Source organism: Pseudoalteromonas luteoviolacea NCIMB 1944 (assembly GCF_001625565.1).
In the GTDB taxonomy this organism is placed as follows: domain Bacteria; phylum Pseudomonadota; class Gammaproteobacteria; order Enterobacterales; family Alteromonadaceae; genus Pseudoalteromonas; species Pseudoalteromonas luteoviolacea_F.
Genome location: NZ_AUXS01000016.1, coordinates 396802 through 418146 on the forward strand (window position 1 = coordinate 396802; position 21345 = coordinate 418146).

At 43.2% G+C, this 21345-nt stretch carries 20 protein-coding genes; 7 read left to right on the top strand and 13 right to left on the bottom strand.

Annotated elements, in window-relative coordinates:
* Positions 1-7 precede the first annotated feature (7 nt).
* Positions 8-835 (top strand): 2,3,4,5-tetrahydropyridine-2,6-dicarboxylate N-succinyltransferase, encoded by an 828-nt coding sequence (dapD, locus tag N483_RS06545; protein WP_023401847.1) that lies wholly within the window; start codon positions 8-10, stop codon positions 833-835.
* A gap of 454 nt (positions 836-1289) precedes the next feature.
* On the opposite strand, the gene putP is transcribed toward dapD, so the two are convergent.
* Entirely contained in the window at positions 1290-2768 is a 1479-nt protein-coding gene (gene putP / locus N483_RS06555; protein WP_036977311.1) for a sodium/proline symporter PutP, read from the bottom strand.
* A 275-nt stretch (positions 2769-3043) separates the two neighbouring features.
* Here putP and N483_RS06560 point away from each other — a divergent pair, with 275 nt between their 5' ends.
* Together N483_RS06560 and N483_RS06565 are read left to right on the top strand one after the other, a co-directional pair.
* The gene (locus N483_RS06560; protein ID WP_023401844.1) at positions 3044-4267 is read left to right on the top strand and encodes an EAL and HDOD domain-containing protein; all 1224 of its coding nucleotides are present in this window, start codon (positions 3044-3046) and stop codon (positions 4265-4267) included.
* A gap of 229 nt (positions 4268-4496) precedes the next feature.
* A complete protein-coding gene (locus N483_RS06565) occupies positions 4497-6524 on the top strand; it encodes a TonB-dependent copper receptor (RefSeq protein WP_023401843.1) in 2028 nt (675 codons plus the stop codon).
* A gap of 62 nt (positions 6525-6586) precedes the next feature.
* Here N483_RS06565 and N483_RS06570 read toward each other — a convergent pair whose 3' ends face one another.
* Genes N483_RS06570 through ccmA form a run of 10 tightly spaced genes read right to left on the bottom strand, consistent with a single transcriptional unit; the run spans position 6587 to position 14325 of the window.
* Positions 6587-7318, bottom strand: coding sequence for a VacJ family lipoprotein (locus N483_RS06570; protein WP_023401842.1), 732 nt, complete (start codon positions 7316-7318; stop codon positions 6587-6589).
* On the bottom strand, positions 7319-8593 hold the full coding sequence (gene ccmI / locus N483_RS06575) for a c-type cytochrome biogenesis protein CcmI (protein ID WP_023401841.1): 1275 nt from the start codon (positions 8591-8593) through the stop codon (positions 7319-7321). It abuts the gene before it with no gap.
* Positions 8590-9042, bottom strand: a complete 453-nt coding sequence (locus N483_RS06580) for a cytochrome c-type biogenesis protein (protein ID WP_080672685.1) — start codon at positions 9040-9042, stop codon at positions 8590-8592. The genes ccmI and N483_RS06580 overlap by 4 nt, the downstream gene beginning before the upstream one ends.
* A gap of 23 nt (positions 9043-9065) precedes the next feature.
* Positions 9066-9635, bottom strand: coding sequence for a redoxin family protein (locus N483_RS06585; protein ID WP_023401839.1), 570 nt, complete (start codon positions 9633-9635; stop codon positions 9066-9068).
* A complete protein-coding gene (locus N483_RS06590; protein WP_023401838.1) occupies positions 9632-11590 on the bottom strand; it encodes a heme lyase CcmF/NrfE family subunit in 1959 nt (652 codons plus the stop codon). The genes N483_RS06585 and N483_RS06590 overlap by 4 nt, the downstream gene beginning before the upstream one ends.
* A 1-nt stretch (position 11591) precedes the next feature.
* Positions 11592-12071: a cytochrome c maturation protein CcmE gene (gene ccmE, locus N483_RS06595; RefSeq protein WP_023401837.1), complete on the bottom strand. Its 480-nt coding sequence runs from the start codon at positions 12069-12071 to the stop codon at positions 11592-11594.
* Positions 12068-12274: a heme exporter protein CcmD gene (gene ccmD, locus N483_RS06600; RefSeq protein WP_063383319.1), complete on the bottom strand. Its 207-nt coding sequence runs from the start codon at positions 12272-12274 to the stop codon at positions 12068-12070. Before ccmD ends, ccmE begins: the two co-directional genes overlap by 4 nt.
* A gap of 2 nt (positions 12275-12276) precedes the next feature.
* Complete coding sequence (locus N483_RS06605) at positions 12277-13014, bottom strand: heme ABC transporter permease (protein ID WP_023401835.1); 738 nt, start codon at positions 13012-13014, stop codon at positions 12277-12279.
* Between the two features lies 1 nt (position 13015).
* Complete coding sequence (ccmB, locus tag N483_RS06610) at positions 13016-13702, bottom strand: heme exporter protein CcmB (protein ID WP_023401834.1); 687 nt, start codon at positions 13700-13702, stop codon at positions 13016-13018.
* Positions 13702-14325 (bottom strand): cytochrome c biogenesis heme-transporting ATPase CcmA, encoded by a 624-nt coding sequence (ccmA, locus tag N483_RS06615; RefSeq protein ID WP_080672674.1) that lies wholly within the window; start codon positions 14323-14325, stop codon positions 13702-13704. The genes ccmB and ccmA overlap by 1 nt, the downstream gene beginning before the upstream one ends.
* 105 nt (positions 14326-14430) lie before the next feature.
* On the opposite strand from ccmA, the gene N483_RS06620 reads away from it, so the two are divergent.
* From N483_RS06620 to N483_RS06630, 3 genes are all read left to right on the top strand, one after another.
* A complete protein-coding gene (locus N483_RS06620; RefSeq protein ID WP_023401832.1) occupies positions 14431-16935 on the top strand; it encodes a flagellar hook-length control protein FliK in 2505 nt (834 codons plus the stop codon).
* A 2-nt stretch (positions 16936-16937) separates the two neighbouring features.
* A complete protein-coding gene (locus N483_RS06625; RefSeq protein ID WP_023401831.1) occupies positions 16938-17234 on the top strand; it encodes an EscU/YscU/HrcU family type III secretion system export apparatus switch protein in 297 nt (98 codons plus the stop codon).
* A 226-nt stretch (positions 17235-17460) separates the two neighbouring features.
* Entirely contained in the window at positions 17461-18333 is an 873-nt protein-coding gene (locus N483_RS06630; RefSeq protein WP_023401830.1) for a PD40 domain-containing protein, read from the top strand.
* Positions 18334-18845: 512 nt separating this feature from the next.
* On the opposite strand, the gene N483_RS06640 is transcribed toward N483_RS06630, so the two are convergent.
* Entirely contained in the window at positions 18846-19757 is a 912-nt protein-coding gene (locus N483_RS06640) for a glycosyltransferase (protein ID WP_023401828.1), read from the bottom strand.
* A 98-nt stretch (positions 19758-19855) separates the two neighbouring features.
* Between N483_RS06640 and N483_RS06645 the strand changes: the two genes are divergently transcribed.
* Positions 19856-20074, top strand: coding sequence for a hypothetical protein (locus tag N483_RS06645; RefSeq protein ID WP_023401827.1), 219 nt, complete (start codon positions 19856-19858; stop codon positions 20072-20074).
* Positions 20075-20166: 92 nt separating this feature from the next.
* Here the strand turns inward: N483_RS06645 and N483_RS06650 are convergent, their stop codons facing one another.
* Complete coding sequence (locus tag N483_RS06650; RefSeq protein ID WP_023401826.1) at positions 20167-21285, bottom strand: serine hydrolase domain-containing protein; 1119 nt, start codon at positions 21283-21285, stop codon at positions 20167-20169.
* Positions 21286-21345 lie beyond the last annotated feature (60 nt).

A 21345-nucleotide genomic window follows, 5' to 3' on the forward strand; every position in this document is an offset into this window, starting at 1 on the left:
GGAAACTATGTCGGATTTAAAAAGCATTATTGAACAAGCGTGGGAAAACCGCGATAACATTACACCTTCATCTGTCGCGCCAGAAGTGAAAAAAGCGATTGTGGATTCACTAGAGTTGCTCGACAAGGGCGCTGCTCGCGTAGCGGAAAAAGTCAGTGGTGAATGGGTGGTACACCAGTGGTTGAAAAAAGCCGTACTATTGTCGTTTAGAATTCGTGACAATCAACCTATGAGTGATGGTGTAAACCAGTTTTACGACAAGGTACCGCTTAAGTTCAGTGACTATACACCTGAGCAATTTCAGCAAGGTGGTATGCGCGTAGTGCCTAACGCCGTTGCTCGCCAAGGCAGTTTCGTTGGTAAGAACGTCGTGTTAATGCCGTCATACGTAAATATTGGCGCGTATGTAGATGAAGGGACAATGGTCGATACATGGGCTACTGTTGGTTCATGTGCGCAGATCGGTAAAAACGTTCACCTTTCTGGTGGTGTAGGCATTGGTGGCGTGCTTGAACCGCTTCAGGCAAACCCAACTATCATCGAAGACAACTGTTTTATTGGTGCCCGCTCGGAGATCGTTGAAGGTGTAATCGTCGAGGAAGGCGCAGTGATTTCAATGGGTGTTTATATTTCTCAAAGCACACGCATTTATGACCGAGAAACTGGCGAAATTCACTATGGTCGAGTGCCTGCGGGCTCAGTCGTTGTGCCTGGTTCTCTGCCAAGCAAAGACGGTACACATAGCCTATATGCCGCAATTATTGTTAAAAAAGTAGACCAACAGACACGTGAAAAAGTGGGTGTGAACGCCCTGCTTCGCTCTGTTCAGGACTAAGAATCCCCTGCCGTGCAAGCTTTTTGCACGGCTGCTTTGACAACCGCTTTCAAGGTTGCTTACAACCCTATCTGTGTGTGGTTAAAATCAAGCCACATTTAAACGTGGGGCAATCACAATGATATCAATCATTCGCCAACTCACTGTCACTGCACTTTTCTTTATATGACAGGGTGTGCTAACACAACCACTGTGCATATTTATGCCAAGTACACTCCCAATAAAGCGTGCATCAACTTGCATAACGCGTTGCAGAAGCAAGGTTTTGCTGTCAAAACCAATACGCTTGATTTTCCAACCACAATCTCCCGCAATACAATTTTACATTCATTGATGTTACTAGACCCAGATGCACTGCAGCTGGTAAAACAAACAGCACAAAATAGTGGGTTTCAAACAACCAAAACAAAAAAGGTGGGCCAAGCCCACCTTATAAAATACATGTAATTTTGTTTTACAAACCGCGATGCATTTCTTCAAACTTTTCTTCGATAGTTGCCGAAGGGGGTGAAGTCATTAAACTGACAGCGACAATCGCAATAGACGCGGCGATGAATCCCGGTACAATTTCATAAATAAATCCGCTTGGACTTTGCCCTGCAATGGTAAATGGTGCATAGATCCAAACCAATACAGTTGTGGCACCAACCACCATACCTGCCAGCGCGCCTGAGAAGTTCATACGCTTCCAAAACAGACTAAATAGTACCAATGGACCAAATGCAGCACCAAACCCGGCCCACGCGTTGCTCACTAAGCTCAAGATGGTACTTTCTCTGTCATGGGCAAGATAAATCGCAAGAACAGAAACCGCAGCCACACTAATACGCCCGACTAAAACAAGTTCTTTGTCCTTCGCATTTGGTTTAATAAACACTTTGTAAAAGTCTTCTGTCAATGAGCTTGAGCTGACTAACAACTGCGAAGAAATGGTGCTCATGATAGCAGCTAAAATTGCAGCCAATAAAAATCCAGCTATCAATGGGTGGAATAACAATTCTGACAAGACCAAGAAAATTGTTTCAGCATCTTTGACAACGATATTGTTTTCATGAGCGTATGCAGCGCCAAATAGACCTGTTGTGATAGCCCCAATCGTCGCAACAACCATCCAACTCATACCTATGTTTCTAGCCGTCGGCATATCTTTAACACTGCGAACAGACATGAAACGTACAATGATGTGCGGTTGACCAAAATAACCCAAACCCCAAGACATCGCAGAGATAATACCGATCACGCCACCAGCACCAACCCAAGTTAACATCTCTGGATTTAACTCATTCAATGTCGCAACGAGCGGCTGATCTAACAAGCTGAATGTCACTAGTGGCACTAATACAAGCGCAATGAACATAATGCAGCCTTGTACAAAATCAGTCAGGCTAACGGCCAAGAAACCACCAAATAACGTATAAAGAACAACAACACCGGTTGTTACGTATAAGCCAGTTTCGTAGCTCATGCCAAATGAGTTTTCAAATAACTTGCCACCAGCTACCACGCCTGACGAAGTATATAAGGTGAAGAACACAATAATTACGATCGCAGAAACAATACGAAGTGCATTGCTGTTATCTTCAAATCGATTAGCAAAATAATCCGGAATGGTGATTGCGTCGTTGGCAACCTCGGTATAAACACGCAATCTAGGTGCGACAAGCAAATAGTTCAAAAATGCGCCAATAACTAAGCCCACAGCGATCCAGGTACTGCTGAACCCAGTTAAAAACATCGCGCCAGGCAAACCCATTAAGATCCAACCACTCATATCAGAGGCACCTGCTGACAGTGCCGCTACACTCGGCGGTAAATTTCGACCACCCAACATATAGCCTGATACATCATCGGTAGATTTACGATAGGCATAAAGGCCAATAGCCAGCATTGCCGCAAAATACAAAGCCAGCGATATCATTGTGCCAATTTCCAAAATGACCTCCGTCAATAAAGAGCTTCTCTCCGAATAGCAGTTAATCAAGTCAATAACTGATATTGGAACAAAAGCCAAATACAAAGGCGCACTATATCACGGCTCCACTCGGCCCCCAAGTAAGTGAGATTAAATAGGTTCTATTGCACATTTAGCACTCTAAAATATTACCCTTTAGTACGAAAATACTAAGAAAGTGTAAATTTCATAATGAAATACGTTGTAGATTGCCTTATATTGAAATGAAATGAAGTAACTACTGGGTGTCTCGTTCCATGTATTTTTATGCCGCTAGGCAACCTATTTTAAATATAAATAAAGAAGTCGTCGGCTATGAACTGTTGTTTCGCGATGGCGTAGACAATGTGTTTCCAAATGTTGATGATGTAGAAGCAACTTCCAAACTCATCGAAGGAAGTCAGTTTAACTTTGGCCTAGAAGATCTTACTGATGGTAAACCTGCCTACATCAACTTCACTTTAGAAACTATTTTAAAGGGTTACCCCACCATGATGGGGCGCGACCAATTGATAGTCGAAATACTGGAAACTGTGCAGCCGGGTAAACGGTTGCTCGCCGCAGTTCAAGACTTGAAGTCCAAGGGCTATAAGCTCGTTTTAGACGACTACAAACATCAAAAGGTGTGGCGCCATTTTTATCCATTTATAGATCAAATCAAAGTGGATATGCTAGTAACCAGTATTGAAGAGATCCACGAACTCAAACAGGCTATTGAACCCTACAAAAATATTGAGTTAGTCGCCGAAAAAGTTGAAACTTACGAGCAATATCAGCTTGCACTAGAGCTAGGCTTCACTCTGTTTCAAGGCTTTTTCTTCGCCAAGCCCGAAATGGTGCAAACAAAGGCACTGCCACCATCAGAAATGACCTTGGCCGAGCTTTTATATGAAACATCCAGCGTCGATGTTGACCTCAAGCGCATTACGCAAGTTTTTGAGCGCGACGTTAATCTAAGCTACAAATTGTTGCGCTATTCTAATTCAGCGGCATTCAAACGTAGAGCTGAAATCTCCACCATCAAACAAGCACTCGTGGTACTTGGCAACCAAGAGCTGAAAAAGTTTCTGTCACTGCTGTTTGCGTCTCAAGTGGCATCAGAAAAACCAATGGAGCTGATTAGATTATCCCTCACTCGAGCGAGGTTTTGTGAGCTAATAGCTATCAAACACAATAAAATGAAAGACACTGGTATGGCATTTTTGACCGGTATGATGTCTTTGATGGATGCCATCTTGGATGAAACCATGCAAAGTGTCATGCAAAAACTGCCCTTAACCATAGATATCAAAGATGCTTTATTGCTTGGTGAAGGTATGCTAGCGAAATATTTGCGCCTTGTGACGTCGTACGAACAAGCCAACTGGAATGACGCGTCACAGTTAACAGAGCAACTGGACCTTCAGGCTCAATCACTACCTGAGCTGTATAAAGACGCATTACAGTGGTGCGATCAACAGATAGAAGCAATGGGAATATAAAACTCATTGCTAGATTCACATAAGTGATGGCATATCATATGCCATCGCCTATCTAGAACATTAAATTGACCTAAATCAACAAACCTTGTGGCAGCTATTCAAGTGCGACATTATGTCACATCCCATCCTACCTCCACCTCAGTAAAATACGCGCCAGAATAATCTATTTGTAATTAAATCAACTGCATCCCTAACTGTTGCGTTGATACATATACCTATGAGGACAAAGATGAAAAAGCGCCTGATCTGCACGGTTATAACAGCAGCAATTGCTTGGCAAGGGCACGCACAATCGGATCAAACGATGGAGCATATTGAGGTAATTGCGCCAATGCATAGCCCACTCGATATTAAAACAGACCCCAAGGCAACCAGACAACCGCTCCCAGCGCAAGATGGTGCAGATCTGTTATCGAGTATTGCTGGATTTTCGTTAGTGAAAAAAGGCGGCGCAAGCAGCGACCCTGTATTTAGGGGAATGGCAGGATCACGTATTAACATCATCACAGATGGTGGCGTTACACTTGGCGGCTGCGGTGGCAGAATGGACCCACCTACCGCATATATCACACCACAAACATATGACACCCTAACGGTTATCAAAGGTCCACAAACTGTCTTATATGGACCGGGAAATAGTGCTGCAACAGTTGTCTTCGAGCGCGAATCAGAACGCCTATTAGAAAGAGGTACAACTGGCTTTATTAACACTACAATCGGCGCTTTTGGTAAACGCGTCTTAAATAGTGATATAAAAACGGGTACGCAAGATTATTTTGCTCGAGTGGCTGCCAGCTATAGTGAAGCCGACGACTATCAAGATGGTGATGGCACGCACATACATTCAGCATATGAGAAATGGAATGTAGATTCACAATTTGCCTACACCCCTGACGACTCGACTTTGTATAGTGTCAGTATTGGCCGCAGTGACGGCGAGGTAGCGTATGCCGACAGAATGATGGACGGCAGCCTTTTTGACCGCACGCAAGTCGCTTTGCAAATGACAAAAAGTGAACTAGATGGCTTTGTCACCAGTATCGAAGCCAATGTGTTTTTCAACGACATAGATCACATCATGGACAACCACAGCTTGCGCCAGTTTATGCCAAACATGATGATGAAAACCCCGGTTTCCTCAAATCCTGACAGGCGTACTTGGGGAGGAAAAATCCTCTTAAACTCTCAATTAAATGATCAGATAAGTTTGGCTTACGGATTAGATCACCAACAAAATCGTCATCGACTTAGGATCAGCCGAGATCTCGTCAATATGCCCATTGAATCATTGGTACGATTGGAGACCGCCGAATTCGAGCAAACAGGCTTATTCGCTGAAGCTGAATATAACCTTGGGCAAAGCAGCCAATGGGTAAGTGGTTTACGAATTGACAGCTGGGAAGCCATAGACAGACGCCAAACTCGCTCTGTTATGATGCAAGTTGTACCGAACCCGACCGCTGATCTCTCGCGAGATGACACATTGATCAGCGGCTTTACTCGTTATCAAGCGCAATCTAAAAACAGCAGTTACTACATAGGTGTCGGCCGAACAGAACGTTTTCCAGACTATTGGGAGCTGATGGGAGGCGGTCGCGGTGGAGTTAATAGCCCTAGCGCATTTTTAGTCGACCATGAGACAACGAACCAGCTAGATATTGGCTGGCTTGGTCAATCAAAGTCCGTTACTCACTCAGTCTCCGTTTTTATCAATCGTATCGACAATTACCTGCTCACAGACAACCTATATGAAAAAATGGGGATGACCAGCAAAGTAACGCGAAATATAGACGCACAAACTTATGGCTTTGAAGCTGAAAGTCGCTACAACGTGAATAAAAACCTCGTGACCACCGCAAGCATCAACTATGTCAAAGGTGAAAATCGCACTGATGATATTGCACTTGCCCAGCAACCCCCTTTGCAAGTTCGCTTTGCACTCAGTTATATCAAAGGCAAGTGGCAGTTTGGCAGTTTGTGGCGAATCGTTCAAAAACAGCACCGTGTTGCCATTGGCCAAGGTAACATTGCAGGTCAAGATGTCTCAGAAAGCCACGGATTTGGTACGCTAGCACTAAATATGTCGTACTCTCACTACGATGATCTCGTCTTTAATTTGGGTGTCGACAATGTGTTTGATAAAACCTATGCCGAGCACTTGAGCCGGTCCGGTACAATGGTAAGTGGTTACCCACAAACAACCAAAGTCAATGAAGCTGGTAGGACACTTTGGCTCAATATGAACTGGAAATTTTAGAAAGTAACCATCTGAAAAAAATAAAAAAAGCCAGCTAACGCTGGCTTTTTTATACGCATGACTTAAAGGTTTTCTAAGAAGTCATCATCGAAGTCTTCCGGCTCTTCCTCCATAGGAGGGTTGCCATCATGGAGTTCATAAAGTTGCCTTTGAAAATACACATCTTTTAAAAAGGTGTACGGATCCAAAGACTCATTTAGTAACTTCTCTTGCGACATCAGTGATGCACGCGCCTCTACCGCTCTCAATGCAAACACAATTAACGTTTGCGGTGTCGTCAAAGCGATTTCAGGTAATACAAGGTTGTCTACCAAATCACCCGCTGTATTGCGAACGGTAGAAGGGCCCATTGCTGGTAACATTAAATACGCACCGTCACCCACTCCCCACACACCAAGAGTTTGACCAAAGTCTTCATCTTTATGCTCAAGGCCTATTTCTTTGGCAACATCAAACAGACCTAAAACACCTACTGTTGAATTGATCAAGAAACGTGCAACATTGATACCTGCATCACCGGGTTTTCCCTGTAATGCGGCATTTATAGCGTCAGTAGGCGCTGCAATATTGGTAGTAAAGTTTACAATGCTACTGCGCACGGGTGTTGGTGTAATTGCGACATACCCTTTCGCAGCTGGGCGCAAAATATAGGCATCAAGCACATCCATATTGAAGTCATAGATGGGCCTATTCATTGATTGCAACGGATCACGGGGATCTTGTTTCACCTCGGGGACCTGCGCACAGCCAACGAGCATGAACGCAAGCGCTGCACCGACAATTTTTTTATACATTTAGCTTCCTGTGCTGGTTATAACACGACTTATAGTGACACTAACCTGTTGACGCAAATCCTTATTCAGCGTGATCACATCAGAATGTCCTTCAAGCTCACCAGCTTGTGTCATAACCGAGTCATCAACCGAGATACGCGCCGTTATCACAACTTCATCGAAATTGGACAACTTCAGATCTGGCAACATTGCCATACTATCATTCAAAGTGACATCTAAAGGCAAGTTAAAAACTGTAAGTTTTTGCACTGCAAGTGGCATTCTTGGTCCGTTTGCTGCTTTTGCAAACACAAACAAAGTCGCATTGTCGGGTAATTGAGCTTTTAACTTATCATCAAGGTAAACACGCACACTTAATTCAGGGCCCGCGGCACCTATCGGTGAAGCACTTTCGCCGAGCTTTTTAGTAACTTCATCGATGCGTTGTTTGATCATGTTATAGCGCGGGTCGTTAGGTTGCACTGTTGTCAATAAAAGCTCAAAAGCTGACTTTGCTTCCAACCAGTCTTCCCGTTGATACGCAATTAAAGCTAGTAGCGACACGGCATCAATATTCTGCGGGTCCTTTCTCAATACGCTCGAAAGCATTCTTGCGGCACGATTAACGCTCGACTCAGATCCCTCGATCAACAGTGCCTGGCTGTAGTTAACTAACACATTATGGTTATCTGGTTGCATAGCCAGCGCTTTATCAAATGCTTGCATCGCCATTTCGTAGTCATTCAATGACATCGCAACACGGCCTAATAACATCCACGCAACAGCATCATCGCCACTGTTTGCTAATTTAGTGCGTAGCCCCAATGCAAAAGCTTGTAGCTCATTCGCTGATAGCGGTTCGCCTGTTTGCAACACGGCTCTTTCACCATATTCTGGCAACTTTTCAACGGCTTTTTGCCAATTGGCAATTTGCTGATGACTGCCAGTAAAATAGTAAAAGACACTGCTGACAACAAGCGTAAACGCAATGCCCGTCGCTCCAAGTACCAAGTTGTTGCCGCGAGTGTCCAGAGTTTGCTCAGGTGATAGCTCATTAAGCAATCGCCTTTTTAACTCGATAACAGACTCTTCAAAATCAGTTTTTCCAATACGCTGGTTTTCTAGTTCGACCTTTAGTTCATCTAATCTTTGATGATAAATATCAATACGCTGCGCATTGGCATCATGATCAACTGACACAACCTTTTCTTTTCGTAAAAAGGGCACAACCACAAATAGGCAACTCAAAACTGCCAATAGGGCAAATATTCCCCACATTTGTGTTAATTCAATCATTGATGACGCTCCTTACGCTGATATTGCGCTATCAACTTTTCTAGCTGCTTCTCCTCTTGCACACTCCACTGCTGTTTTTTTGCCGCTTTCTTTTGTCTAAATACAATAAAGCCAAAGCCCAAAACAACAATTATGACAGGTAAAACCCAAAGGATTATAGTCGCAGGCGTGACAGGAGGCTGGTAGTGCACAAAATAACCGTATCTATCAATCATATAATCAATTATTTCTTGCTTCGAGTTCCCTTCATGAACCAATGACAGCACTTTGTCCCGCAGATCTTTGGCGACCACGGCATCGGAGTCCGCTATATTTTGATTCTGACACTTAGGGCAACGCAGCTCCAATGTGAGCTCTTTAAATGTTTGCGCTTGCGCCGCATTTTTAAATTCGTATTGATCTTCTGCCGCATTAACCACCACGGTACTAGAAAATAACAACACAATCATAAGGATCACAGTTCTAATTTTCATTACTGTATCTCCTCTAGAACAGGTAGAAACTTACTACGCCAGACTCTTTGGTTAATGTCCCCAGTATGATGCAATAAGATGGTGCCTTGTTTATCCACTAGAAAAGTTTCAGGTGCGCCAGATACACCCAAGTCCAATGCCAAGCTGCGTTCCAAATCAAGTATATTAAATTGATATGGGTTGCCCGCCCGGCCAAGCATTGTCTGTACTTCATCTCTCAAGGCGTGAATATCAAAGTGATCGCCAAAGTCAGGATCATAGGCTTGCTCGTAATACAAACCGACAATTTTAACCCCCTGCTCACGCAGCCTAGTTAGATAACCCAGCTCCGCAATACAAGTTGGACACCAAGTACCCCAGACATTCATTAAGTACACTTCACCCAACAACTCTTTTTCTGTCCAGCGAGTTTGCTCATCCATTAAATCTGGTAAATTAAAACTCGGCATAGTTTGCCCAAGGCGACCGGTTTGCAATTCTCTTGGGTTGCCAAAAAGCCCTTGATAAAGAAACACACATAACAATACAAAAATCAAAAATGGCAAAAAGCCCAGTATTTTTCGATTCATAGTGACTCCTGAGCGACTTTTTTAACACGACGACGGTAGCGTTTATCTGCAAGTACAATGAAGCCAGCCAGTGAAATTAAAATCCCCCCTAGCCACATCCAACGTACATAAGGCTTGTGATAAATGCGTAAAGACCAAGCACCTCGACTCATTTGCTCGCCCAGTGCCAAATACAAATCACGGAAAAAACCATCGTCAATCGCGGCTTCTGTCATAAATTGCATACCAATATCGTATAAACGTTTCTCTGCGTACAATTCAGTAACCACATTTTCTTGTTTAAGCACCGTCACCACACCAGCATACCCGCTGTAGTTAGGTCCTCGGATCTCTTTCACACCCTCAAAACGGTATTGATATTCGTTCAGTGTTGCAATATCCCCGGGTTTCATAGCCACAGAACGCTCTACCGAATATGCAGAGGTCAGAGTGACGCCAGCAATAACAAATGCAAGCCCAACATGGCCCAATACCATTGCCCAATAACTGAGCCCTAGTCTCTTAAACCCCTCTGTTATAGAACTTTGCAAAGAGACTTTTTGTAACAAGTCTGCCGCAGTAGCAAATACAATCCACACAGCCAAAGCAGTCGCTACAAACGTTAACCCAGAGACCATGTCATAGCTGGAGAACAGCCATGCAGCGGTAGCCACCAAACTTAGGCCTATCGTTACCAACCACTTTTTAGCCATTGCTGACAACTTGTTCTGCTTCCATCTGAGCATTGGCGCAATTCCCAAAAGTAGCGCAAATGGCACAATGATGATTGAAAACATTTGGTTAAAAAATGGTACACCTATAGAAATTGACCCTAAGCCCAACTCTTTATGGATCATCGGCAGTAAAGTACCAAGCAGTACAATCAGAGTCGCAACGACCAAGAAGATATTATTCAGCCACAGTGCAACTTCTCGAGAGACAAAACGATAACGTCCTTCACTATGAACCTGAGACACTCGAGCAGCATACAGTGCTAAGCTGCCACCGACGACAACAGCAAGGAATGACAGAATATATAAACCTCTATCAGGGTCCGTTGCAAAAGCATGTACAGAAACAATGATCCCTGATCGAACAATAAAGGTGCCCAATAAACACAAACTAAATGCCGCAATGGCGAGCAATACCGTCCATGATTTGAACACACCGCGTTTTTCCGTCGCGGCCAAAGAATGCAATAGCGCGGTAGCCACAAGCCAGGGCATCAAAGAGGCGTTCTCTACAGGATCCCAAAACCACCAGCCTCCCCAGCCTAACTCTGCATATGCCCACCAGCTTCCTATCGTTATACCCAAGGTAAGAAAGGCCCATGCAACCATTGTCCATGGACGCGACCACTTAGCCCAAGTGTTGTCCAGTTTGCCAGTCAGCAAAGCCGCAATGGCAAAAGAAAATGATACGGAAAGACCTACATACCCCATATAGAGTAAAGGTGGATGAATGATCATACCAGGGTCTTGAAGTAGCGGGTTTAAGTCTCGGCCTTCTACTGGGAAGTATGGCAGCAAGCGCTCAAATGGGCTCGACATCCACAGGGTGTATAGCATAAAACCAACCCCTAAAAAGCCAAGTACGCCCAATACTCTGGCTCTTAGCACCCAAGGTAAGGATTTAGACATCATTGCAACCAGTGCTGTCCAACTAGATTGCATCACAAGCCACAACAAAATGGCGCCTTCGTGCCCACCCCAAGTCGAAGTAACTTTGTAATACCATGGAAGAGTACTACTGGAATGGTGAGCAACATATGCCACCGTGAAATCATCTGTGAGGGTAACGTAGATCAAAACCCCAAATGAAAAAAGTACAAATAAACACTGCCCTAATGCCAACGCAGGTGCAGCTCGCATTAATCTCAAGTTACCCGTGTATGCCCCCCACAAGGGAAAAATACACAGTAAGAGGCTTAACGCCATAGCTAAAACTAGAGCGAAATATCCTATTTCTGGGACCATACTAGTTCTCGCTATTTAAATTATATTTTGGTTTTTCGTGTTTGATCCCTTTGACTGCCTCAGCAACTTCTGAGGGCATGTACTCCTCATCATGCTTTGCCAGTACTTCAAAGGCTTCAATAACGTCTGACTCTATTAGAGTCCCCTGAGCAACGATCCCCTGCCCTTCACGGAACAAATCAGGTAAAATTCCCTGATATCGAATAGTCACCAAAGGCCCTGTATCTATCAGCTTAAACTCTACATCTAAGGATGTTTCGTCACGCACAACCGAACCTGGCACCACCATACCGCCAATACGCAGTTTCTGCCCTATTTCAGGTTTCTCATTTTCAGGCCCCTTACCATTAACTAGCTCACTCGGGGTATAAAACAGATTAATGTTCTCTTGCAACGCATATAACGTAAGACCAACTGCTGAACCGATTCCAAAAATAACCGCCAATACAGTAAACATACGTTTTTTTCGTCTTGGATTCATACTTGCGCCTCCAATTCTTTGGCCTTTTTAATACGTTCTTCTCTGGCCATTTGGGACTTCACTTCTTGTTTTAATTTTTTATTTTCATAAAGTGAAGAGAATAACAAACCTAATATGATCCCTGCACAACTTCCATAAGAAAGCCATACATAAAACCCATAACCGCCCATGGCGATAAAGTCGCTCAATGATTCAAACTGCATAATCAACCTCGACTAACTAATTGACGGACCCAAGGGCGATGCTTCTCAACCTGCACAATTTCATTTTTAAGGCGGATCAGAGAAAGCGCGCCTACCAAGGCTGCAAAACCTAGAATATTGATCAACAACGGCCACAGCATAGTAGGGTCAATAGCCGATGTATCAAACTTAGTGATGGTCGCTCCTTGATGCAATGTGTTCCACCACTCCACCGAAAAATGGATGATAGGTAGGTTAACTACGCCAACAATTGCCAAAATACAAGCAGCCTTGCCCCCTGCTTTTTTATCTTCAAAGGCGTGAAACAAAGACAGCACACCCAGATACAAGAACAACAAAATTAACTCCGATGTGAGCCTTGCATCCCATACCCACCAAGCTCCCCACATAGGTTTGCCCCACGCAGATCCAGTGATCAATGCGATGGCAGTCATTGCAGCGCCTACCGGAGCAATCGCAATCACTGCAAGTTCTGCATTACGCAACTGCCAAACCAACGCAATAATGGCCGCAATGGCCATTGAAGAATATGCCCCCATAGACAAAATAGCCGACGGCACATGGATAAAGATAATCCGGTAACTATCCTTTTGTTGGTAATCCGCAGGAGCATAAGCAAGCCCCCAGACCCATCCAACGACAATACATAGCACGGACACCACGGCAAAGTACGGAAGCAAGGTGTTACACAACTGGTAAGCACGCTCCGCTTTGGCATAAGGATGTAACCACTTCCACATTTTAACTTACACTCACTCTTAAAGCTGACGATATAGCAATTGGTGCGGTGACAAAAGCGACGGCTAACATCGCACCAAGGATCGCAAGTTGTCCACTATATGCTAAAGACATTATGCTTGTATCAATAGCAGACGTTGCAAAAATTAATACCGGTATATACAGTGGCAAAACAAGTAAACTCATTAAAATACCACCTTTTTGCAGACCGACGGTCAGGCCTGCACCTATGGCACCAATAAAACTCAATAAAGGGGTGCCAATTAATAACGTTAATATAGTTGCACCAAGTGCTTGTGATTCTAAATTCATCAACAAGGCAAATACTGGTGCCATGATCACCATGGGTAGCCCGGCTGTCGTCCAGTGAGCAGCCACCTTGGCTAAAACTGCTAACGACAATGGGTAGGGAGAAGCAATTAATTGCTCAAGTGATCCATCCATGTAATCATCACGAAAAATCTTATCTAACCCTAACATAGTTGATAATAGTGCTGCGACCCAAATAATGCCTGGTGCCATTCGCGCCAATAACCCGGGTTCAGGTCCGATAGCTAGAGGAAAAAGGGTGATTACAATCAAGAAGAATAATAGTGGGTTAACTATCTCGGCGCGCTGCCTAAATGCCAAAGTGAGGTCTTTTTTATATACCGTACAAAATAGAGTCCAATATGAGTTACTTACGTGCATCAGTGACGGTACTCCAAAACCAAGGTCTGTAATGAAGCAAATGTATCTGTCAAATCTTGATGAGTTGTTAACAAAATTGCGCCTCCCTTGTCTAAATGTTGCTGAAATCGGGATTGCAACATGGCGACCCCCTTCTTATCAAGGGCGGTAAAAGGTTCATCCAAGATCCACAATTTAGCGTCATTAAGCCATAACCGAACCAAGGCAACACGTCTTTGCTGTCCAGCAGATAAGGTTCGCACAGGGACATCTTCAAGACCGACCAAACCAAGTTTGCCTAAGAGGGAATAAATTTCCGTTTCGGTACTAGTATAACCATGAACGCTAAGCCAATGGGTGACATTTTCGTAGGCGGTAAGCTGCTGATTGACACCTGTTTTATGGCCAATAAAGAGTAATGACTGGGCATACCCATCGTAATCTTCGTCAATATTTTTCATATTAAACAAAACGTTACCACCATCAGGTTGAGAGAAACCGGCTATGATTCTCAACAGTGACGTTTTCCCTGCACCATTTGGGCCTTCTATTTGCATGATTTGACCAGATAACAATGAAAAGTTAAGTGATTCGAACAAACAACGGTCTTGTTTGATACAAGTTAAAGCCTTAATCTCTAGCAAAATTTGTTATTCTCACGACCCCAAAAGTGGGCGTAAGTCTATCATAGTGATATGGTAATACGTATATCACGTTGCGACCAATTACCGAAAATTTGATTTAGAATAATGAATAAGCAAACAATTCCTGTACAACATCAGACAAATGTGTCATCTACAACACCTTATTCACAAGGTCGCAACACTCAGCCGCAACTTGATGCAGAAAAAACGTTTTTGGCTCGTAATATTGTAATTAAGCCAGATTCAATTCAAATGGAAGTGGCATTAGATGGACGTTGGCAACCTGTTCGACTAAGTAGCCAAGCAAATGTAGAACAGGCATTAAAATTGCCTGAGGCTCAGTTAAAATTGGATGCAACAGGTACTGTCCTTACACTGACCACACCCGAGGCTAAACTCTCTCTTAAATCGGCTCAGTCGCTACTCAGTTTGCTGGGCGTGTTAAAAGGGTTTGGTGATCACAGCGCCATTCAAACCGATGCTCAGATCAAACAAACTTCTGGTATGCAACTAACATTACCAAAACTAGGAATTAACGTGCCTATTCCACCCAGTGTCGGTAGCTTGCTCCAACAAGAATCAAAATTAATAGCCAGTCTAAGTGCCAAAAGCGATAAGATATTGATGCAAGTATTTAATATGTTTGGTGACAAATTACATCAAATGCCTATTGCAAAAAAAGCAATTGCCCAGCTAGTTGGACAACTTAGCCAGAAAGAACCTAATTATGTGCAACTGACACAAAACAAAGGCACGCTAAAACTTGGTCGAAATCAACACAACATGACGCAGCTGCAGACACCAACGCCCTCTGAATTAAACCAACTACAAAAGCAAGTTTGGCACAGTGCAAAACTCAGCAGTCCTCACGATGGTATCGAGGTAGCGATTGCAACCAAATCAACCACAATCAAACTCACCACCTCACTGAAGAGTATATTGCCCAAGTTAGATACACATGAATTTCAAGAGCAACTAAAAGTCGCCACTCGCAGGCAAAGTGAACCAACTTTAAAGTATGACAAGCCACTGTTTAACGTGTCATTGGCGGATATCAAACAAACAGTCAAGCAAGCACTGCAATCTATCACCCAAACGCCATTTTTTAACCGTGCTGCGAAACAGAGCACAGCCCAAACGAATCAGACAATCCAACAGTCAATACCTGCTATATCTTCAACCAATTTGAGCTATTTGCACAAACCATTGGTTACACCTGCTGCAATACGTCCAAATAGCTCATTGCTGATGACGCTTAGTGAAGGTATCAAACAAAACTTTTCAGGACTTGATAAACTTAATACCTCGCCTAATACGCCTCAGGCTGCAAACCAGCCAAGCAATACTGTTTCACCAAAAGCAACAATACAACCAAGTACGGTACATAGTGATAACGCGCAAAAACAACAAAATAAAGTGCCAGGTGCGGAGCCGCCAGCAACATCGTCAAAACCGGTTTTCCCCTCTGCAAATAGCAGCAATATAAAAATCCCATTCGAAGCGCGTATGCAGCTACTCCAGCAAGTATTCGCCGCAGCCTTGCCAAAAGCAACGGCCCCCATTGCCGCTGAACAGCTCAATTTAACGCAAACCAAGTTGGGATCGCAGCCGCCCCTAGATAATTCAATACCGATGCGCAGCGCACAAGGTAAAGCAATTACGAGCACACCGTCATTAGCGCTTGCTCACATTCTCACCAAACCTTTGCGCGAATCAAGTTTAGCTCAAGAACAGACCCCTGATCACAAAGATCATGCATTGTTAAGTGAAAAGATATCTGAAAAAATAGCCTTCAGAAGCGGCCAATCCGCGGACCTAACACGCCTTGTTCACCAGGCTTTTTCACGCTTGATGGATGAGAGTAAAGCAACCCCTGAAACGGTTAGTCAGGATCTCTTTAGCCGATTGCCCAGCATTGCAACACCACTCAATACCGGCGTGCCAATTACCAGCTTTACCCAAGCATTAGACAAGCTACTTGTAACCTTATTGGGCACACAATTAAGTACGCAAACTGACAGTCAATTACCCAAGAATGTGACTCAAGAACAACGTGTTGCAACTATGGTTGAAACTTTGTTCCCAGGCAACAAACTACAGCAACCAAAACAGTTTATTCAAGCCGTTAACTTGACCGCACAACAAAGTTTGGTTGAGGATCTCGGCTTTATTCAAAATGCCATGTCTGCGGCCAATCAAACCCAAGCACTTGGGCAAAAATTTGATAGTGAGAGTCAGCTATTAATCAATTTGTTTCTGCCAATGAAAACACCGCCTGAATGTAAACAGAGTGAACTACAAATTGGCAATTATAAAAAACCAGGTAAGGCTGGGCTTCCAGATAAGCAAGTATGGTTTGTCAGACTAAACTTTGATTATGAAGCTCTTGGTCAATTGAGCGTGCAAGCAGAACTTATGGACAAAGCTGTCGATTGTGAAATCATTGGCGATAGTACAAGCGTATGCCAACTTGCAGCGCCGCATATTGATGCACTGCGCAGCAAACTTGCTGCCCATGGTTTACAAGTCGGAGATATTGAATTACGCGAAGATGCTGTCCAAGTAAGGCAGTTTTATGATAAACATGCCATCGTCAATATAAAGGTATAAAAATGGAACAAAAAACAGCCGTCGGGCTATTATATGAAGCTGGTAAATCACCCGAAGTTGTATGCAAGGGCTTTGGGGATCTTGCCGAAGAGATCATCGCACTTGCAAAAGAAAAAGAGATCATGATCCATGAAGATGCGGCATTGGTTAAAACACTAGGGCAACTTGACTTACACGAAGAAATACCAAAAGAACTCTACTATGTTATCGCAGAGCTCATCGCTTTTTCATATGTCTTACGCGGTAAATTCCCACCTGGATGGAAAAACTTTCAGGGTAAATTGAATATAAAAGCCTAGGAAAGTAAGACCTTAATAACAGCAGCTAATACTGAATTATTTTTGCCACAACAATCAGTAGGTAAATGATATCAATGAATATAAATTAGTCCCTTCATGATCAATTGATAAATCAGCAGGAAATCATTACAACATCAAGTATCGTGAAAAAACGTACCTTATTATATGTGTAAATTAAATACGCATGTCCTAGCTTGCTAGGGTCATTCGAATATAAGGTAATCCCATGAAACAAACAAACTTGATTGGCACGCTTGTTTTATCTGCCGTATTTATTTCAGTAGCTGCTAATAGCAATGAAACTCCTTCGTCTGATCTCAATCCATATTTAGGTGAACAGCCTCCTGGTCTAACACCCAAACCTTTTGCTCCAGGCAAAGTCACGACAAAGCACTACGAGCTCACAGGGTTATTCTCTCATGACATGTCTTCATTCTATTTGATACGCAATGGAGGGTCTTACACAGCCCCAACATTGACAAGGTTTAAAAATGAAAAAGGTCAGTGGCATGAGGAAATCGTTTCAAAACGAGTTGGCACCCCGTTTATTTCCCCTGATGGCCAAACTATGTATTTAAGTAGCCGCTACAAAACCAAAACTGGTGATAAATGGTCCGAAATAAAAAAGCTACCGGCACCATTTGGTACGTTACCGACAATGCGCCTGACAGTGTCAGCAAAAGGAACCTACTTTTTTGATGAATTTAAAAAAGATTTCACTGGCGACATCCGTTACGCTCGATTGATTAAAGGAGAATATGAGACTCCCAAGCTTTTAAGTAAAAACATCAACGCCGGAAAAAGCTTCCACCCATTTATTGCTCCAGATGAGTCCTACTTGATTTTTGATACCACCCGAGCTGGAGGGTTTGGTGGTTCAGATCTCTATATCAGCTTCAAATCTTCCGATGGTAGCTGGGGAGATCCGATAAATATGGGCGACAAAATTAATACACCAGCATGGGAAGCATTGGCCAATGTTACACCTGATGGAAAATACCTTTTTTTCAATCGAAATATGAATATTGGCAACTATGACAATGTCGATATTTTCTGGGTCGATGCACAAATCATTAATAATTTAAAATCACAGCAGTAACGCTTTTAAAACAGCTCAATCAATTGCAACCTTTAAGGATTGCCTCTCACACTTGAGCAATAAAAAGTTGTCTAATAATTTAATGTCATATGGTTGTCCCGTCAATAAACACCGAGGCGGTCTCATTGCCAACCTCTCCTCTATCTCGGCGATAGAATCGGGCTTGCGTCCCTCCTGGATATGAAAATGTTGAATAGCTTCCAAAATCACCATGCTATGCAATTCCATACTATCCCGATTGGCATCTTCGGGAGAATAAAAACAAAACAGATCTAGTAGCAAGGCTACTGCTAATACAAAAATTGGTGAAAAAAACAAACAGCGCTTTAGCATAGGTATACTTCATTACTCAAACTCTCCCGACAAATAATACTTCACCACACATTCAGCACTGCTAAACAATGTCTCGTGATATAAACCGAACATGCAGTTTGAGTAACAGGCTCCACGTAATCACAAAATGTCTGCATATTCGCAGCGCTTCTCTAAGCAGTTGCTTAATGAATTATTGCCTATGCAGAAAAACTCGCATTGTAAGCCAAGAACTCTTCGAAGCTGTTTTTATTGAGGAAAGACAAATAGTATTCACGATGGGCTTGGACTTCTTCGCGCATATCATCTAGCAAATCTCGTGCACCTTCCACTTGATTCACACTGTTCAAAAAACGGTTCACCATGTGATCTGCTAATGCCTTTGGCTGCAATACCGACGCAATATAAAGCTGGTTGTAAACATTTAGAGTTTGGGAGCATTCGTATGGATATATTTCTCGATATACATGACCCACAGAGAGTTCATGAAGCAATGCGCAGCGCCCACCAAACATAAAAGCTTTCGCACTCAAAAACTGCTCATCACCACCCCACTGAAGTAAACCAGATAACCCACCAAGCTGCTCATAAAAGCTTTTATTAAAGCAATACGCCGCGCCAAAAATACAAGGTACTGAATGATCATCAGTCGGATTAACTAACCACTTTGTCGCGAGAAAATCTTGTACATTGTCAAATGGTATGAACGCACCACAGCCTTGGGGTGCATCGCTAACAACCTCCCAGTTTAGATTTAAATATACTGAGCGTGCGCAAAAAATAGTGTTGGGTTCGTGTAAAACTCTCTCAAGCACCAGCTTATCCCAACCTGTCTGGAAAAACTGCATATGCGCATCTAGAAACATCACAGCTTCATTACTCGCAAGTTTGACACCCAGATCCCTGCATGCTGCAACGCCGATCCTGAATGAGTTACGAATGTATTCACAGTGATATTGCTTAGCAATCGACTCGTAAACAAAATCATCATCACTGGCATCGTTAATCAAAACCACCTCTACATCACCTGTGACAGTACTAAAAATGCTAGATAAGGTTTTTTCAACGTTAACCCCTTCGTTTAAAAAGGGAATAATTATACTCAAACTCATGCCGACTCCTTGACGTACCGATTAAATGTTGTACTACAGTACCATATAGGGTACATTTACACAAAATTAACCTAAATAGAACAAACAAGGAGTGAACAATGAAACCTTCAATGAACAAAAAGCATTTGAAGCAACTAATGAAAAATGGCAATGCCATGCAAGATGCAACACCCAAAGTTGCAGGAGGGTTTGGATCTTTGCCCCCTACAGATCCAATGAGGGACTGTAAAGTGACCAAAGGCCATACCGGCTGTATTGCTTGCATGCCAACCCAAGAGTATTCTTGCCGTGACGGTTGCACGACTAAGTGGAATTAACATAACGGGTTATTGAGCCTAAGTTTGAAGTTTGCAGTCTCAGACTTAATTAACAAAATAGACGTCAATTACTGGATCTCGTTATACCAACTTTAAAATATATACCAACCTTTGTATCTGGCCCAGGCTATCAGACGAGAATAAGTGTCTGGCAAGACGTGCTGCTGTAGTGAACTAATGAGGCGGCTGCTCCAAACGCCATCAAGATTACCATTTGTTAGGTAGATAAAAAGCATATATTCACCCGTTACCTGATTTAGCATCGCCGTTACTCGCAATAAAGCTCCACCATCATGTCCAACACTCTGCCAACGCCCCATTTTTTCAACGTGCCAACCAGAAGCAAAATAATTCATATCACCATTGGTGAGCTTACTTTGCTGCCAAAGCTCTCGCAAGAGCGCAACATTCACCAGCTTGCCTGACATTAATCCTGATAAAAAACTATTTAAGTCGTGTGTCGTGGAGTATGCACCAGTGTGAGAGTTAGCGTATGCAGGAAAAACATATCGATTAGCCACAAGGTCTTGTCCGCCGCCGGGAAGATATGACGCAACTGAATTACTGGTATTGGAACGTCCATGCAGATATGTGTTTGACATTAGTAATGGATTAAATATGCGTTCCTCTACTAGCGTTTCGTATGATTGTGCAGTAACTGCCTCCAGCAGTAACTTAATCAGCAAATAATTGGTTTGTGTATATGCTATTTTCTCATTTGGTTCTGATATTGGCTGAAAACCCTGCAGTGCTATCATTACTTCTTCAATGGAGCTCGGCGCGACCACCTGACCATCCGTTACTGTAAAGTACTCAGGTATGCCCGATGTATGGTTGAGTAATGAACGTAAGGGAGTTTTTTGCCATTGCTGCGGTAAATTTAAATAGTCACCTATATTATCTTCTAAGCTTAATTGCCCTTTTTCTAATAGCTGATAAACAAGTACATTAGCAAACAGCTTACTCACAGAAAAAATAGGAAAGACGCTATGCTCATCTAGAGCCTGGGGCAGGCTGGAACTCGGTGAATTCGTAGCGAACTTAAAAATCACCTTACCATTTTTATTTACAAGAGCAGCTTGAGCCGGTATACCATGCGCTGCTGCATTGTCGACAACCTGCTGTTCTAATTGTTGTTGCAGTCCATCTACTGTTTGAGTGCAGCCTATAACAGTCCACAACACAATTAAGCCTGTCAATATTTTGAACACTGTTCCTCCTTGGAACAAAATAACAGCCAGATAAGGTTGCAGACGACTCACTATCGCTAG

Excerpts from the sequence above, each read along its gene's own strand:
- N483_RS06645 (WP_023401827.1), top strand. The coding sequence starts at position 19,856 with ATGAAACCTTCAATGAACAAAAAGCATTTGAAGCAACTAATGAAAAAT.
- N483_RS06560 (WP_023401844.1), top strand. The coding sequence starts at position 3,044 with ATGTATTTTTATGCCGCTAGGCAACCTATTTTAAATATAAATAAAGAA.
- ccmI (WP_023401841.1), bottom strand. The coding sequence starts at position 8,593 with ATGATTGAATTAACACAAATGTGGGGAATATTTGCCCTATTGGCAGTT.
- N483_RS06585 (WP_023401839.1), bottom strand. The coding sequence starts at position 9,635 with ATGAATCGAAAAATACTGGGCTTTTTGCCATTTTTGATTTTTGTATTG.
- N483_RS06625 (WP_023401831.1), top strand. The coding sequence starts at position 16,938 with ATGGAACAAAAAACAGCCGTCGGGCTATTATATGAAGCTGGTAAATCA.
- N483_RS06605 (WP_023401835.1), bottom strand. The coding sequence starts at position 13,014 with ATGTGGAAGTGGTTACATCCTTATGCCAAAGCGGAGCGTGCTTACCAG.
- N483_RS06570 (WP_023401842.1), bottom strand. The coding sequence starts at position 7,318 with ATGTATAAAAAAATTGTCGGTGCAGCGCTTGCGTTCATGCTCGTTGGC.
- ccmE (WP_023401837.1), bottom strand. The coding sequence starts at position 12,071 with ATGAATCCAAGACGAAAAAAACGTATGTTTACTGTATTGGCGGTTATT.
- N483_RS06640 (WP_023401828.1), bottom strand. The coding sequence starts at position 19,757 with ATGAGTTTGAGTATAATTATTCCCTTTTTAAACGAAGGGGTTAACGTT.
- ccmB (WP_023401834.1), bottom strand. The coding sequence starts at position 13,702 with ATGCACGTAAGTAACTCATATTGGACTCTATTTTGTACGGTATATAAA.
- N483_RS06590 (WP_023401838.1), bottom strand. The coding sequence starts at position 11,590 with ATGGTCCCAGAAATAGGATATTTCGCTCTAGTTTTAGCTATGGCGTTA.
- dapD (WP_023401847.1), top strand. The coding sequence starts at position 8 with ATGTCGGATTTAAAAAGCATTATTGAACAAGCGTGGGAAAACCGCGAT.
- N483_RS06580 (WP_080672685.1), bottom strand. The coding sequence starts at position 9,042 with ATGATTGTGTTGTTATTTTCTAGTACCGTGGTGGTTAATGCGGCAGAA.
- N483_RS06565 (WP_023401843.1), top strand. The coding sequence starts at position 4,497 with ATGAAAAAGCGCCTGATCTGCACGGTTATAACAGCAGCAATTGCTTGG.
- ccmD (WP_063383319.1), bottom strand. The coding sequence starts at position 12,274 with ATGCAGTTTGAATCATTGAGCGACTTTATCGCCATGGGCGGTTATGGG.
- N483_RS06630 (WP_023401830.1), top strand. The coding sequence starts at position 17,461 with ATGAAACAAACAAACTTGATTGGCACGCTTGTTTTATCTGCCGTATTT.
- N483_RS06620 (WP_023401832.1), top strand. The coding sequence starts at position 14,431 with ATGAATAAGCAAACAATTCCTGTACAACATCAGACAAATGTGTCATCT.